This window comes from Streptomyces sp. NPDC008092 (genome assembly GCF_042957285.1).
Taxonomy (GTDB): domain Bacteria; phylum Actinomycetota; class Actinomycetes; order Streptomycetales; family Streptomycetaceae; genus Streptomyces.
On the sequence record NZ_JBIBHY010000004.1, the window covers coordinates 463889 to 478143 of the forward strand.

The following is a 14255-nucleotide window of genomic DNA, read 5'->3' on the forward strand; positions in this document are numbered from 1 at the left end:
GCGCGGTCCGGTCCGTTGTCTGGAGTCCGGACATGACGACCAGCACCACCACCAGCACCGCACAGACACCGATAACCCTGCCGCACCCGGCCGACGGCGAGTCCGCGGTCGAGCTGCTCATCGGCGGCATGACCTGCGCCTCCTGCGCCGCCCGGGTCGAGAAGAAGCTCAACCGCATGGACGGCGTCACCGCCACCGTGAACTACGCGACCGAGAAGGCGAAGGTCACATACCCCCAGGGGGTTCAGGTCGCCGACCTGATCGCCACGGTCGTGAAGACGGGTTACACCGCCGAGGAGCCCGCGCCCCCGGAACCGGAGCCGGAGCCGGAACACGAGGCCGGGGCCGGGCGGGATCCCGAGCTGGCCGCCCTGCGCACCCGCCTCCTGGTCTCCGCCCTGCTCGCCGCCCCGGTCGTGCTGCTCGCGATGGTCCCCGCCCTCCAGTTCGACAACTGGCAGTGGCTGTCGCTCACGCTCGCCGCCCCGGTCGTGGTCTGGGGCGGCCTGCAGTTCCACCGGGCCGCCTGGACCAACGCCCGGCACGGCGCCGCCACCATGGACACCCTGGTCTCGGTCGGCACCCTGGCCGCGTTCGGCTGGTCGCTGTGGGCGCTGTTCTTCGGCGACGCGGGCATGGCGGGCATGCACGACGAGTTCCGGTTCACCGTCTCCCGGATGGACAGCGCGTCCACGATCTACCTGGAGGTGGCCTCCGGGGTCGTCGCGCTGATCCTGCTCGGCCGCTACCTGGAGGCGCGCTCCAAGCGGCGCGCGGGGGCGGCCCTGCGGGCGCTGCTGGAGCTGGGCGCCCGGGACGTGGCGGTGCTGCGGGACGGCCGCGAGGTGCGGGTGCCGGTGGCGTCGCTGGCGGTCGGCGACCGGTTCGTCGTACGGCCCGGGGAGAAGGTCGCCACCGACGGGACCGTGGTCGAGGGGGCGTCCGCGGTGGACGCGTCGATGCTGACCGGCGAGTCCGTGCCGGTGGACGTGACCGTCGGCGACGCCGTCACGGGCGCGACCGTCAACGCGGGCGGGCGGCTGGTCGTCGCGGCGACCCGGGTCGGCGCCGACACGCAGCTCGCGCGGATGGCGAGGCTGGTGGAGGACGCGCAGAACGGCAAGGCCGAGGTGCAGCGCCTCGCCGACCGGATCTCCGCCGTCTTCGTCCCGGTGGTCATCCTGATCGCGCTCGGCACCTTCGGGGTCTGGCTGGGTGTCACCGGGGACACGGCCGCCGCGTTCACGGCCGCCGTCGCCGTCCTGATCATCGCCTGCCCGTGCGCCCTGGGCCTGGCCACGCCGACCGCGCTGATGGTCGGCACCGGGCGGGGCGCGCAGCTCGGCATCCTCATCAAGGGCCCGGAGGTGCTGGAGTCCACCCGCCGGGTCGACACCGTCGTGCTCGACAAGACCGGGACGGTGACCACCGGGCGGATGAGCCTCCAGGAGGTGTACGCCGCCGAGGGCGCCGACGAGGACGAGGTGCTGCGGCTCGCGGGCGCCCTCGAACACGCCTCCGAGCATCCGGTCGCCCGGGCGATCGCGGCGGGTGCCGCCGAGCGCATCGGGGCGCTGCCCCCGGTCGGGAACTTCGTGAACGTCCCCGGACGGGGCGTACGAGGGCGCGTGGACGGCCGTGAGGTGGCCGTGGGGCGCCTCTTCGACGTGGTGCCGGAGGAGTTGGCCCTGGCCCGCTCCCGGGCCGAGCAGGAGGGGCGTACGGCCGTCCTGGCCGGCTGGGACGGGCGGGCCCGGGGCGTGCTCGCCGTCGCCGACACGGTCAAGGAGACCAGCGCCGAGGCGGTCCGCGAGCTGCGCGCGCTCGGGCTGACCCCGGTGCTGCTGACCGGGGACAACCGGGCGGTGGCCGAATCGGTCGCCCGGACGGTCGGGATCACCGAGGTCGTCGCCGAGGTGCTGCCCGAGGACAAGGTGGACGTCGTACGGCGGCTGCAGCGCGAGGGGCGGACGGTCGCCATGGTCGGCGACGGCGTCAACGACGCGGCGGCGCTCGCCACCGCCGATCTGGGGCTGGCGATGGGCACCGGGACGGACGCGGCGATCGAGGCCGGCGACCTGACCCTGGTGCGCGGGGACCTGCGGGTGGCGGCGGACGCGATCCGGCTGTCCCGGCGGACCCTCGCCACCATCAAGGGCAACCTCGTGTGGGCCTTCGGCTACAACGTGGCCGCGCTCCCACTGGCCGCCGCCGGCCTCCTCAACCCCATGATCGCGGGGGCCGCGATGGCCTTCTCGTCGGTCTTCGTGGTGACCAACAGCCTGCGGCTGCGCACCTTCCGCTGAAAGTTACCGACGGTTCGACCCAGTGGATGTAGGAGTCCCCCTAGAGTCCAACGCGCACCTCACATAAGCTCTTCACAAGGCTCGCGCATCATCCTTACGCTTGAGCTCCGATCACCATATCGGGGCTCTTGCGCATCTATCGGACAGATGCAAGAGACGCAGATCACAGTGATGTGAACGTAACCATCGAAGGGGTTCGAAGGTCTAAGTTGGCGATGTCAGAGATGCGTCTTGGGGGGCGCTGACCTGGCATCTGGGGATGTCTTGGGGGACTTCCTCAGAGATGCGTTGCCGGGGCACGTACGACGGGAAGCTTTGAGCGGCCCTCCCGTGCCGTACGGGTCCCGGCAGATCGCACCGCATCACTGGATGCAGTACGGCGAGTTCTGCTCGTTGTGCTCAAAGCAGCGATTCAGGCGCTGCCGTACCGAGCGCCCGGCCGGATCCCGTGGGGGGAATCCGCACCGGGACACGGGAAGGCGCCCTGGTCGCCGGCCCGTGGGGGGACCGGCGCTCCAGGGCGCCTTCTGCTGCGTTTTTTAGGGCTCGTTCGCCTCCGGGGCGCCACAGTCGGTGTCGGGAGGACGACCGTGCTCGACCCTTCGGGCCTCCGCGCGCTCGTCCTCCCGACACCGACGCGCCCCTTCGGCTCACTCGCCTTCGGCCTGCCGCAGTGGCCGTGCGCAGTCAGCGGCGTCGAAAAGTCAGCGCTCTTCGACGGGCACGAAGTCGCGCTCGACGACGCCCGTGTAGATCTGGCGCGGGCGGCCGATGCGAGAGCCCGGCTCCTTGATCATTTCCTGCCACTGGGCGATCCAGCCGGGCAGCCGACCGAGGGCGAACAGGACCGTGAACATCTCGGTCGGGAAGCCCATGGCGCGGTAGATCAGGCCGGTGTAGAAGTCCACGTTCGGGTAGAGGTTGCGCGAGACGAAGTAGTCGTCGGAGAGCGCGTGCTCCTCCAGCTTCAGCGCGATGTCCAGCAGCTCGTCGGACTTGCCGAGGGCCGAGAGGACGTCGTGCGCGGCGGCCTTGATGATCTTCGCGCGCGGGTCGAAGGACTTGTACACCCGGTGGCCGAAGCCCATCAGGCGGACGCCGTCCTCCTTGTTCTTCACCTTGCGGATGAAGGAGTCGACGTCGCCGCCGTTGGCCTGGATGCCCTCCAGCATCTCCAGGACGGACTGGTTGGCGCCGCCGTGCAGGGGGCCCCAGAGGGCGGAGATGCCCGCGGAGATCGACGCGAACATGTTCGCCTGCGACGAGCCCACCAGGCGGACCGTGGAGGTCGAACAGTTCTGCTCGTGGTCCGCGTGCAGGATCAGGAGCTTGTCGAGGGCCGAGACGACGACCGGGTCGAGCTCGTAGTCCTGCGCCGGCACCGAGAACGTCATGCGCAGGAAGTTCTCCACGTAGGAGAGGTCGTTGCGCGGGTAGACGAACGGGTGGCCGACCGACTTCTTGTACGCGTACGCGGCGATCGTCGGAAGCTTCGCGAGCAGCCGGATCGTGGAGAGGTCCCGCTGCTGGGCGTCGAACGGGTTGTGGCTGTCCTGGTAGAAGGTGGACAGCGCGGAGACGACCGACGACAGCATGGCCATCGGGTGGGCGTCCCGCGGGAAGCCCCGGTAGAAGTTCTTGACGTCCTCGTGCAGCAGCGTGTGCCGCGTGATCTCGTTCTTGAACGTGGTGAGCTCGTCCACGGTCGGCAGCTCACCGTTGATCAGCAGGTAGGCCACCTCCAGGAAGGTGGAGCGCTCCGCCAGCTGCTCGATCGGGTAACCGCGGTAGCGGAGGATGCCCGCCTCGCCGTCGAGGTAGGTGATGGCGGATTTATAGGCAGCGGTGTTGCCGTAGCCGCTGTCCAGGGTCACGAGACCGGTCTGGGCGCGGAGCTTCCCGATGTCGAAGCCCTTGTCGCCGACGGTGCTGTCGACCACCGGGTAGGTGTACTCGCCGTCGCCGTACCGCAGTACTACAGAGTTGTCGCTCACGTCTTCCCTCACCGACGTAGTGCCTCATCTTCGAGGTGCCCTGACTGTCTCTACCATCCCCCATTTGGCTCAGGAGAGTGCACTCGGGGTCGACCGTTGGGCCCATCGGCGGCACTCAGTGCCGCCAACCTGCTCATCCTGCCCTCTTGTCTCGCCATCTGGAAGGGCTCTGTGACCTTCACGACTCATTTGATCGATCATTTTTCCGGAGCTCGCTCCGGCCGAGCCGGAAGTCCAGTGCCGTACAGCGCCGACCTGCCGACACGGTGCGCACGGCCTGCCCGATCGCCTTGCGCGAACCGACGAGGACGACGAGCTTCCTGGCCCGGGTGACCGCCGTGTAGAGCAGGTTCCGCTGGAGCATCATCCACGCTCCGGTGGTGACCGGGATCACCACCGCGGGATATTCACTCCCCTGTGAACGGTGAATGGTCACCGCGTAGGCGTGCGCCAGTTCGTCCAGTTCGTCGAACTCGTAGGGCACCTCCTCGTCCTCGTCGGTCAGTACCGTGAGGCGCTGGTCGACGGGATCGAGCGAGGTGACCACGCCCACGGTGCCGTTGAAGACGCCGTTCTCGCCCTTCTCGTAGTTGTTGCGGATCTGGGTGACCTTGTCGCCGACCCGGAACACCCGTCCGCCGAACCGCTTTTCGGGCAGCTCGGGCCGGGCCGGGGTGATGACCTGCTGCAACAGGCCGTTGAGCACACCGGCGCCGGCCGGTCCGCGGTGCATGGGCGCGAGCACCTGCACGTCCCGCCGCGGATCGAGCCCGAACCGCGCCGGAATACGCCGGGCGGCGACGTCCACGGCGAGCTTGCCCGCCTCCTCCGTCTCGTCCTCCACGAAGAGGAAGAAGTCCTTCATGCCGTCGGTGACGGGATGCTGCCCCGCGTTGATCCGGTGGGCGTTGGTCACCACCCCCGACTGCTGGGCCTGCCGGAAGACCTGGGTGAGCCGGACGGCGGGGATCGGACTGCCGTCGGCGAGCAGGTCCCGCAGCACCTCCCCCGCCCCGACGCTGGGCAGTTGGTCCACGTCCCCGACGAAGAGCAGGTGCGCACCGGGCGGCACGGCCTTGACCAGCTTGTTGGCGAGGAGGAGGTCGAGCATGGACGCCTCGTCGACCACGACCAGGTCGGCGTCGAGCGGGCGGTCCCGGTCGTAGGCCGCGTCCCCGCCCGGCTTCAGCTCCAGCAGGCGGTGCACGGTGGACGCCTCGGCGCCGGTCAGCTCCGCGAGCCGCTTGGCGGCGCGCCCGGTGGGCGCGGCGAGCACCACTTTCGCCTTCTTCGCCCGAGCCAGCTCCACGATCGACCGGACGGTGAACGACTTGCCGCAGCCGGGCCCGCCGGTCAGCACGGCGACCTTCTCCGTCAGCGCCAGCCGGACGGCGGCCTCCTGCTCGGGGGCGAGGTCGACGCCGGTGCGGTCCTTCAGCCAGGCGAGCGCCTTGTCCCAGGCGACGTCCTGGAACGCCGGCATCCGGTCGTCGTCCGTGCGCAGCAGGCGCAGGAGCTGGGCGGCGAGGGCGACTTCGGCCCGGTGGAAGGGGACCAGGTAGACGGCGGTGACGGGTTCGGCCTCGGGCGTGGGGCCGGGGAGCCTCTCCCGTACGACGCCCGGGTCCTCCCCGTCCTCGGGCGGCGCGGCCAGCTCGCCGAGGCAGTCGATGACGAGGCCGGTGTCGACCTGGAGGAGCTTCACGGCGTCCGCGATGAGCCGTTCCTCGGGGAGGTAGCAGTGCCCCTGGTCGGCGGACTGGGACAGCGCGTACTGCAACCCCGCCTTCACCCGCTCCGGACTGTCGTGCGGAATCCCGACGGACTGGGCGATCTTGTCGGCGGTGAGGAACCCGATGCCCCAGACGTCCGCCGCGAGCCGGTACGGCTGGTTCTTCACGACGGAGATCGAGGCGTCCCCGTACTTCTTGTAGATCCGCACGGCGATCGACGTCGACACCTCGACGGTCTGGAGGAAGAGCATGACCTCCTTGATCGCCTTCTGCTCCTCCCAGGCGTCGGCGATCTTCTTCGTCCGCTTCGGCCCGAGCCCCGGCACCTCGACGAGCCGCTTCGGCTCCTCCTCGATGATCCGGAGGGTGTCCACGCCGAAGTGCTGGGTGATCCGGTCGGCGAACACCGGCCCGATGCCCTTGACCAGCCCCGAGCCGAGATAACGCCGTATCCCCTGGACGGTGGCCGGCAGCACGGTGGTGTAGTTCTCGACGGTGAACTGCTTGCCGTACTGGGGGTGCGAGCCCCAGCGGCCCTCCATCCGCAGCGACTCCCCCACCTGGGCGCCGAGCAGCGCGCCGACGACCGTGAGCAGGTCGCCTGCGCCTCTGCCGGTGTCGACGCGGGCGACCGTGTACCCGTTCTCCTCGTTGGCGTACGTGATGCGTTCGAGCACGCCTTCGACGGTGGCGAGCCGTCGTTCGCCGGTGGGGGTACCCGTCTGCTGAGCCATGACCCGACGGTACCGGTGCGGTCTGACAGCGATCATTGCCCTGGCACCGGTCCCCGACCGACAAGGACGTCCCATGCCCGTACCCGCCGACCCGACGGTCCTGCACCCGATGCCCGAACACCCCCGGGTGGTCCTGCTCAAACCCCTGGTGAGGTCCCCGCTGATCGAGGTCGGGGAGTACTCGTACTACGACGACCCCGACGACCCGACCGCCTTCGAGACGCGCAACGTGCTCTACCACTACGGGCCGGAGAAGCTCGTGATCGGAAAGTTCTGCGCGCTCGGCACGGGCGTGCGGTTCATCATGAACGGCGCCAACCACCGCATGGACGGCCCCTCGACGTTCCCCTTCCCCACCATGGGCGGCTCGTGGGCCGAGCACTTCGACCTCGTCACCGGGCTGCCGGGCCGGGGGGACACCGTCGTCGGCAACGACGTCTGGTTCGGCCACGGCACCACGGTCATGCCCGGGGTTCGCATCGGCCACGGCGCGATCGTCGCCACCGGCGCCGTGGTCACGGGTGACGTGCCCGACTACGGCATCGTCGGCGGCAACCCGGCCCGCCTCGTCCGCACCCGCTACGACGAGCAGGACGTCGCCCGGCTGCTGGCGGTGGCCTGGTGGGACTGGCCGGCGGAGCACATCACCGCACACGTACGGACGATCATGTCGGGCACCATCGCCGAACTGGAGGCCGCCGCACCGGAGACGAGGTGACCGGCGGCCCGGGCACGGTCCGCGGCCGGGGACCTGCGGTTCCTGCACAACTGGCTTCCAGGGCAGGGCGATTGACGGCAAGCGGTGGTCTACTGCATTGCATGCGCCTGACGGACGATGCGCGGGACACGCTGATCACGGGTGCGGTCATCGGAGGGGGCGGGGCGGCGCTCCTCGTCGGCTGCGGGTTGTTCTGGGGCTTTCCGTGGCAGGTGTTGCTGCTCCTCGTCGCCGTCATGGCCGTGCTCGGGGGCCTGATCGCCGCCATGTCGTTCGCCGACGGACGGCGCGAGGCGGAGCGGCGGGAGAACAGCCGCGTCTCCCTGCTCGCCTGGGTGGTCGTCAACGGGGGGCGTTGCGAGACCGACTTGGCGGCGTTCACCGCTGACGGGGAGGGGTGGGAGTCGCCGAAGAGCCCGCTGTTCCGCGGCACGCTGCTGGCCGTGGGCCACAGGGACGGCGTCGAGGTGGGCATTTCCTGCGCCACGGACTTCTGCTCCGAGGGGGGAACCACCTGGCACACCGCGGTCCTGGTCCGCCTTGGCGAGGAGCGCTCGCCCGCACGGCTGGGCCGCCGGGAGATACACCGGCTGGGCCTGCCTCGGCGCGTGACGTCGGTGGCGATGGACGGCCGGGAGCTGTGTGTGCGGTACGGGGGCTGGCCGGACGATTTCGTGGCGCTCAACACGCAGGTCGACGCGGCCGTTCGGCTGGCGGCGAGCCTGCCGGAGGCGTGACGCGGACTGGGCTCCCCTCCGCAAGCGCCGCCTGCCCGACCTGCCAGGCCGGCCCCGGTGACCGCAGGCCAGTGACCGCTCACGGGGGCTTTCCCCCCTGCGCCCACTCGCCTTCGCCACACCGTCGACACGCGTGCCAGCCGGATTCTGTGGTCAGCCCATTCCCCGAACGATGGACATCGCGATCCCCACAGCATCCGTAGCCCAAAGGACCAGTGATGTCCCGCACCGCACCCAACCGTCGGTCCGTACACCGGGCCCTGTCGGCCCTCGCTCTGCTGGCCTTCACCGCCGGCGCCGTCACGGCCTGCAGCGACCACGCCCCCGCCACCCGGCCCTCGCCCTCGCGGTCCGCCGCCGCGCCCTCCTCGCCGGGGACCCGCCAGGCGGGCGGAGCGCAGCTGCACATGATCGACAACAACGGTCACCGTCTGGCCTTCTACGTCACGCGGGGCAACGGCTCCACCATCGTCCTGGACTCGGGCGGCGGCGAGTACTCCTCGCAGTGGAAGGACATCGTGCCCCGGCTTCACGCGGCCACCGGCGCCACCGTCATCACCTACGACCGGGCCGGTCTCGGCAAGAGCGACGTGGTACCCGGCCCGTGGAAGGTCGCGAGTGCTGTCAGCGACCTCAAGGCGGGGCTCGGGCAGTTGGGCGTCACCAAGGACGTGACCCTGGTGTCCCACTCCCAGGCCGGTGAGATCGCGAACTACTTCGCCAGGGACGACCCGGAGATGCTCTCCGGTGCGGTCCTGGTCGACGCGAACCTGCCCCCGTTCTTCACGGACGAGGAGATCCCCCGGCTCGTGGCCGCGACCCGGCCGGAGGTCGACGCGGCCGAGAAGGACCCCGACAAGCCGGAGAACCGCCAGCTCATCTCCACCGCGGAGGGCTTCGCCGCGGCGCACAGGGCCTTCCACAAGGTGACGTGGCCGGACTCGGTACCGGCCACGGTCGTCGTCTCGGAGAAGACCCCGTTCGACACGTCTCCCGAGGACGCCCGGCGCTGGCGCGACGCCGCCGCCGAGTTCGTCCGGAGGGCGCCCAACCGAACACTCGTCACCGCCGAGGGCGCGTCCCACGAGGTGCCGACGGATCGTCCCGATCTCGTGCTCAAGGAGATCGAGGACATGTTTGCCGCACAGCACTGACCCCTCGTGGTCCTCGTGGTCCATGTGGCCCTTGTGGCCCCCGTGGTCATGGCTTCCGGGTGGCCCGGTGCACGAAGGCGGGCGGGAGGTTCGCCCACACCACGGGCGAGCGCTCCGACCGGTGGAAGCGGCGGGCCAGTTCGGCGGCGAAGTGGCGGGCGGGCGGAGTCCAGGCCGCGTGCGCGTACGCGAAGGTGGTGAACCGGCCACCGGGCGTGAGGACTTCGGTCACGGCGTCCAGGATGTGCCCGCGCCGGTCCTGCGGCATGACCGTCCACGGCAGCCCGGAGACCACCGCGTCGACCGGTTCGCCCACCGCGCCGGCCAGCCCGGCGGCCGAGCCCTGGACCACGGTCAGCCGTACGTCGCGCCGGGTGGCCGACAGCCGGGCGGCGAGCACCGGGTTGAGCTCGACCGCGACGAGCCGGGCGCCGGGCGCGAGCCGGGCGAGGATCGCGTCGGTGAACACCCCGGTTCCCGGCCCGAGTTCGACGACGGTCCGGGCCCGTTCCAGCCCGATGCCCTCGGTCATCGCGTGCGCCAGCCGCCGTGAACTGGCCGCCACGGCACCGGTCATGAGGGGCCGTCTGAGGAACTCGGTGGTGATCGACATGGCGGCCATGCTGGAAGCGCCCCGGGTGGCCGCACGTCGTATCCCCGGCCGGTTCCCGTACGACCGGGGGTGGACCCGGTGCCGCCCCGCAGGACGATGTGCGAGAACGGGCCCCGGCCGTAGCGTGAGGTGGTGCATCGGCTGTTCGAGACCCTGCCCCGCCTGCGGCGCGGCCACCCGTGGCTGGCGGACCTGCTGCTGGTCGTGCTGGTGGCCGTGCCCCCGGTGATCCGCCCGGAGCCGGGCTGGCGGCCGGTCTGGGTGCAAGCGGTCGTGTACGCCGCCCTGGTGCTGCCCCTGCTGTGGCGCCGCCGCCGGCCGGTGCTCGTCGCGGCCCTGGTGACGGCGGCGTTCTGGGCCCAGTACCTCGGGCACGTGTGGGGACAGGAACCGGGACGCGGAGCCGTCGCCCTGGCCGCGGTCCTGGCCACCCTCACGGTGCGCGGCCTGCGCCGCGCCGCCGCGGCGACGGTGTTCTGCGCCGCCGTCTGCGTACTGCTGTGGATTCCCGCGTGGCAGCGGGACTACGGGGGTCCGGGCGCCCGCGGGGCCTGGCTCACCCCGCTCGCGGTGGGGCTGCTGCTGGCCGGGGCCTGGGTGTTCGGCGAGTACGTCCGTGCCCGGCGCGCCTATGTCGCCGAATTCGAGCGGCGGGTCGCGCTCGCCGAGTCGGAGCGTCTCGCCCTGGCCCGGGTGGCCGTCGCCGAGGAGCGGGCGCGCATCGCCCGCGAGATCCACGACGTCCTCGCGCACGGTGTGAGCGTGATGGTGCTGAACGCCGAGGGCGGCAGGCTGATGCGGCAGGCCGACCCCGCCGTCGTCGACCGCACCCTCGGCGTCATCAGCGCGACCGGCCGTGAGGCCCTGGGCGAACTGCGCCGACTGCTGGAGGTGCTGCGCACCCCCGACGCGGACCCCTCGGCCGATGGCCCCGGCTCCGGCTCCGGCTCCGGCTCCGGCTCCGGCTCCGGCTCCGGCTCCGGCTCCGGCTCCGGCTCCGGTCACGATGGGGCCGTCGGGCACCTCCCGGCCGATCTGCGGCGGCTGGTCGGACGCCTCGACGCGAGCGGCAGACGCGCCCTGCTGGACCTTCGCGGAGAGCCGGGCGGCCTTCCGGCGGATCTCACCGCGCAGGCGTACCGCATCGTGCAGGAGGCGCTCACCAACGTCGTCAAGCACGCGCCACCGGACGCCACGGTCCATGTACGGGTCGACACCGGCAGGCCGGGGCCCGGGCGGCTGGTCCGCGTCCACGTGGAGAACTCGGGCGGAGCCAGCAGAGCGACCACCGCGGCGCGCACCGCCCCGCTGCTCTCCTCCGGTCGCGGACTCCCCGGCATGCGCGAACGCACCGCCCTCTACGGCGGGAGCGTCGACGCCGGTCCCACGCCCGACGGCGGCTACCGCGTCGCCGCCACCCTGCGCCCCACCGGCCCCGAGCCCACAGCGACCACCCCATGAACGCCCCGGCCCCGACCCCCGCTCCGTCATCGTCCCGGGTGCTGATCTGCGACGACCAGGAACTGATCCGGATGGGGCTGCGCATGGTCGTCGACAGCCAGCCCGACCTCACCGTGGTGGGCGAGGCCGCCGACGGCGACGCGGCGATCGCGGGCGCGGCCGCCCTGAAGCCCGACCTCGTCCTGATGGACGTACGCATGCCCGGCCTGGACGGGCTCGCCGCGACCGAACACCTCTGCGCGCAGCCCCATGGGCCCCGCGTCCTCGTCGTCACCACCTTCGACCTCGACGAGTACGCCTACGCGGCCCTGCGCGCCGGCGCGAACGGCTTCCTCGTCAAGGACGCCCCCGCCGAGGAGATCCTGGTGACCGTCCGCGCGGTGCTGCGGGGTGAGGTCATGGTGGCGCCCGCGCTGACCCGGCGCCTGGTCGAACGCTTCGTCCTGCACGCTCCCGCGTCCGCGCCCGCCCAGCGCGGCCGCCTTGCGGCCCTCACCGAACGGGAGCGGGAAGTCCTCGCCCTGGTCGCCCGGGGACTGGCCAACGGCGAGATCGCCGACCGCCTCTTCCTCGGGGAGACGACCGTCAAGACCCACCTCGGCCGGATCCTGGCCAAACTCGGCCTCCGGGACCGTGTCCACGCGGTGATCTTCGCCTACGAGAGCGGGCTGGTGCGGGTCGGGGACTGAGCGGCGGCGAGCCTCCTGACGGACCCCGCGGCCGGCCGGCCGCCGGGCGGGCGCGGTTGCGGGCGGCGGCCCGGATGCGGCCGGTCATGGCTGGGGCACCGCGTAGCAGGCGGCCGGGCTGCCCGGACCGGGTGTCACGCAGGCCTTCATGTCGGGGCCGTGCGCGGTCACGGCCGCGAGGCCGGTGTAGACGAACGGATCGGTGTCGTCGGCGTGTGCGACGGTGACGCGCTGGGTGGGCCGGCCCGGGACCGTGAACGTCAGGGTGCTGTCGGCGGGTGCGTTCCACACCCGGGCCCAGGCGGCCCGGCACAACGGGTTGTAGCGGATCTCCAGCCCGATGCCGGTGCGTGTCTGCACGTGGAGCAGCGTCTTCGGTTCGACTCCGCACAGCACCGGTCCCGGGTCCTTGCCGTCGCAGGCGACACCCGTACAGCCGACGTGGAAGCCGCCGGTGGCGGCGGCCGAGGCACCGGAGGTCACCCGGCCCGCCCCGGTGAGCAGGAGAACGGTGCAGGCGACCAGGGCGACGACGGCGACGGCGACGCCCCCGACGAGCCGCCCGCGGAAGAGCCGGACCGGGGGGACGGAGGCGGCGGCGGGTGGCGCGGCAGCCGGTGCCGAGGGAGCCGGCGGCGCGGCAGCCGGCGGCGCGGTGGTCCTGGCCGACGGATCGTCCCGGGAAGCCGTGTGTGCTGCATGTTCTGTGTGTTCCGCGCGTGCTGCGTGTGCTGCGCGTTCCGCGCGTGCTGCATGTGCTGCGTGTTCCCGTGCCGGCGTGTCTCCCGGGGGAAGCGCACGGGTCGCGGTGCGCCGGCTCCACGCCGATTCCGCCAGTTCCCACAGCGCGCGCACGCCGGGCTCCGGCTCGTCGGCGAGGCGGCACAGCACGCTCACCGCAGGCCAGGGCGGAACGGTACGGCCGGCCAGCCAGCGCTGCCAGGAGGACCTGCTGTAGGCCGATTCCGTCGCCAGCTCCGACAGGGTGAGCCGACGGCGGTCGCGGAGCATCCGGAGGCGGGCCGCCAGCCGCTCGCACTCGGGCGGGATCCCGGTCATCCGCGCAGCGCCGCCCACGTGTGCGGACCCACCCGGCCGTCGACGTCCAGGTGGTACCTCTTCTGCGCGGTGATGACCGCGGACTCGGTCAGCGGTCCGAAGTTGCCGTCCACGCCTCCCGGGGAGATACCGGCACGCTGCAGCAGGCACTGCAGTTCGGCGACCTCGGGGCCCGACATGTCGACTTCGAGGGCGTCGTTGCTGGTGGCGCTGTTCCCGGCGTACCACGCCCCGGCCTTGCGGACGTACGTGCAGGCGTAGGTGACCGGATGGGCCACCACGGCCGTGCGGGCGGAACCGGTGGGCATCTCGCTGCCGACCGCCACCCCTGCGATCACCGCGCCCGCCGCGAACGCCGCGCCGGCCGTCAGGTACAGCCTCAGCCGTGTCACCGGCCGCCGGACGGCCGCCGGTGCGACTGCGACGGGCGGCGGTTCGTGATCCGGCGTACGGCCGCTCGGCCGGTCCCGCTGCCAGGCGTCCGCCGCCGCCTCGTGGAGCGCCAGCAGCCGTGCCGTGTCCAGGTCCGCGCCGGTTCCTCCCACCGTGGCCGCCGCCAGCGCCTCGACCGCCGCGGCCGGTGGCAGCAGCCGGCCGCTCAGGTAACGCTCCCACGAGGACGCGCTGTAGCCCGTCCGCGCGGCGAGCCTCGTCAGGCTCAGACCGCTGCCGTCCTTCAGCCGGCGCAACTGCCCCACGAACTCCACCACGACGGGGTCCAGTTCCCCCGGCAGTTCCTTCCACCGTGCCATGCCCCGCCCCATCCCCTCCCGAGACGTTCCCCAAGGTCCGGGCGACGAGAGTAGCCGGGCCGGGTGAGAGGACTCCTCACCGAGCATCCCCCCGGGCGCGTCCAGGGTGGGCCACGGGCGTCGCCAAGTACCGCAACCGCGCCGGGAACTGGGTGACCGTCAGCGCTTGGGCGCTCCGCCGGAAGTCCCGCGACCTGCCGTCTGCCGACTCCGGTACCCTCCGCATCGGCGCCGGGGCCGACGCTCGTACGGGCCTGTTCGATCTGTGGGGCTGCGGCAGCCGCTGTCGAGGTTCGGGAACCGCG

11 protein-coding genes are annotated in these 14255 nt (G+C 72.0%); 6 read left to right on the forward strand and 5 right to left on the reverse strand.

All coding sequences use genetic code 11. The annotated features are described in order from the left end of the window. Positions 1-32: 32 nt before the first annotated feature. A complete protein-coding gene (locus ACFZB3_RS15065) occupies positions 33-2306 on the forward strand; it encodes a heavy metal translocating P-type ATPase (protein ID WP_391375064.1) in 2274 nt (757 codons plus the stop codon). A 704-nt stretch (positions 2307-3010) separates the two neighbouring features. Here the strand turns inward: ACFZB3_RS15065 and ACFZB3_RS15070 are convergent. Next, positions 3011-4300, reverse strand: coding sequence for a citrate synthase (locus tag ACFZB3_RS15070; RefSeq protein ID WP_093502790.1), 1290 nt, complete (start codon positions 4298-4300; stop codon positions 3011-3013). A 178-nt stretch (positions 4301-4478) separates the two neighbouring features. Next, positions 4479-6767 carry an ATP-dependent RecD-like DNA helicase gene (locus ACFZB3_RS15075; protein WP_391375068.1) on the reverse strand — a complete coding sequence of 763 codons (2289 nt, stop codon included), beginning with the start codon at positions 6765-6767 and terminating at the stop codon, positions 4479-4481. 73 nt (positions 6768-6840) lie between these two features. Between ACFZB3_RS15075 and ACFZB3_RS15080 the strand changes: the two genes are divergently transcribed. The 3 genes from ACFZB3_RS15080 to ACFZB3_RS15090 all read left to right on the forward strand — a co-directional run bounded on the left by ACFZB3_RS15080 (position 6841) and on the right by ACFZB3_RS15090 (position 9376). Next, entirely contained in the window at positions 6841-7485 is a 645-nt protein-coding gene (locus ACFZB3_RS15080; RefSeq protein ID WP_391375070.1) for a CatB-related O-acetyltransferase, read from the forward strand. 101 nt (positions 7486-7586) lie between these two features. Continuing rightward, positions 7587-8222, forward strand: a complete 636-nt coding sequence (locus ACFZB3_RS15085; protein WP_391375073.1) for a hypothetical protein — start codon at positions 7587-7589, stop codon at positions 8220-8222. 218 nt (positions 8223-8440) lie between these two features. After that, positions 8441-9376 (forward strand): alpha/beta fold hydrolase, encoded by a 936-nt coding sequence (locus tag ACFZB3_RS15090; RefSeq protein ID WP_391375075.1) that lies wholly within the window; start codon positions 8441-8443, stop codon positions 9374-9376. Between the two features lie 46 nt (positions 9377-9422). Here the strand turns inward: ACFZB3_RS15090 and ACFZB3_RS15095 are convergent, their stop codons facing one another. Next, positions 9423-9989: a methyltransferase domain-containing protein gene (locus tag ACFZB3_RS15095; protein ID WP_391375078.1), complete on the reverse strand. Its 567-nt coding sequence runs from the start codon at positions 9987-9989 to the stop codon at positions 9423-9425. 132 nt (positions 9990-10121) lie between these two features. On the opposite strand from ACFZB3_RS15095, the gene ACFZB3_RS15100 reads away from it, so the two are divergent. Both ACFZB3_RS15100 and ACFZB3_RS15105 read left to right on the forward strand, forming a co-directional pair. After that, a complete protein-coding gene (locus tag ACFZB3_RS15100) occupies positions 10122-11450 on the forward strand; it encodes a histidine kinase (protein ID WP_391375081.1) in 1329 nt (442 codons plus the stop codon). Next, positions 11447-12139: a response regulator gene (locus tag ACFZB3_RS15105; protein ID WP_391375084.1), complete on the forward strand. Its 693-nt coding sequence runs from the start codon at positions 11447-11449 to the stop codon at positions 12137-12139. The genes ACFZB3_RS15100 and ACFZB3_RS15105 overlap by 4 nt, the downstream gene beginning before the upstream one ends. An 84-nt stretch (positions 12140-12223) precedes the next feature. Here the strand turns inward: ACFZB3_RS15105 and ACFZB3_RS15110 are convergent, their stop codons facing one another. After that, positions 12224-13198 carry a DUF2690 domain-containing protein gene (locus ACFZB3_RS15110; protein ID WP_391375087.1) on the reverse strand — a complete coding sequence of 325 codons (975 nt, stop codon included), beginning with the start codon at positions 13196-13198 and terminating at the stop codon, positions 12224-12226. Beyond that, complete coding sequence (locus ACFZB3_RS15115) at positions 13195-13950, reverse strand: peptidoglycan-binding protein (RefSeq protein WP_391375090.1); 756 nt, start codon at positions 13948-13950, stop codon at positions 13195-13197. Before ACFZB3_RS15115 ends, ACFZB3_RS15110 begins: the two co-directional genes overlap by 4 nt. Positions 13951-14255: the final 305 nt, after the last annotated feature.

Excerpts from the sequence above, each read along its gene's own strand:
- ACFZB3_RS15105 (WP_391375084.1), top strand. The coding sequence starts at position 11,447 with ATGAACGCCCCGGCCCCGACCCCCGCTCCGTCATCGTCCCGGGTGCTG.
- ACFZB3_RS15080 (WP_391375070.1), top strand. The coding sequence starts at position 6,841 with ATGCCCGTACCCGCCGACCCGACGGTCCTGCACCCGATGCCCGAACAC.
- ACFZB3_RS15065 (WP_391375064.1), top strand. The coding sequence starts at position 33 with ATGACGACCAGCACCACCACCAGCACCGCACAGACACCGATAACCCTG.
- ACFZB3_RS15090 (WP_391375075.1), top strand. The coding sequence starts at position 8,441 with ATGTCCCGCACCGCACCCAACCGTCGGTCCGTACACCGGGCCCTGTCG.
- ACFZB3_RS15115 (WP_391375090.1), bottom strand. The coding sequence starts at position 13,950 with ATGGCACGGTGGAAGGAACTGCCGGGGGAACTGGACCCCGTCGTGGTG.
- ACFZB3_RS15075 (WP_391375068.1), bottom strand. The coding sequence starts at position 6,767 with ATGGCTCAGCAGACGGGTACCCCCACCGGCGAACGACGGCTCGCCACC.
- ACFZB3_RS15085 (WP_391375073.1), top strand. The coding sequence starts at position 7,587 with ATGCGCCTGACGGACGATGCGCGGGACACGCTGATCACGGGTGCGGTC.
- ACFZB3_RS15095 (WP_391375078.1), bottom strand. The coding sequence starts at position 9,989 with ATGTCGATCACCACCGAGTTCCTCAGACGGCCCCTCATGACCGGTGCC.
- ACFZB3_RS15110 (WP_391375087.1), bottom strand. The coding sequence starts at position 13,198 with ATGACCGGGATCCCGCCCGAGTGCGAGCGGCTGGCGGCCCGCCTCCGG.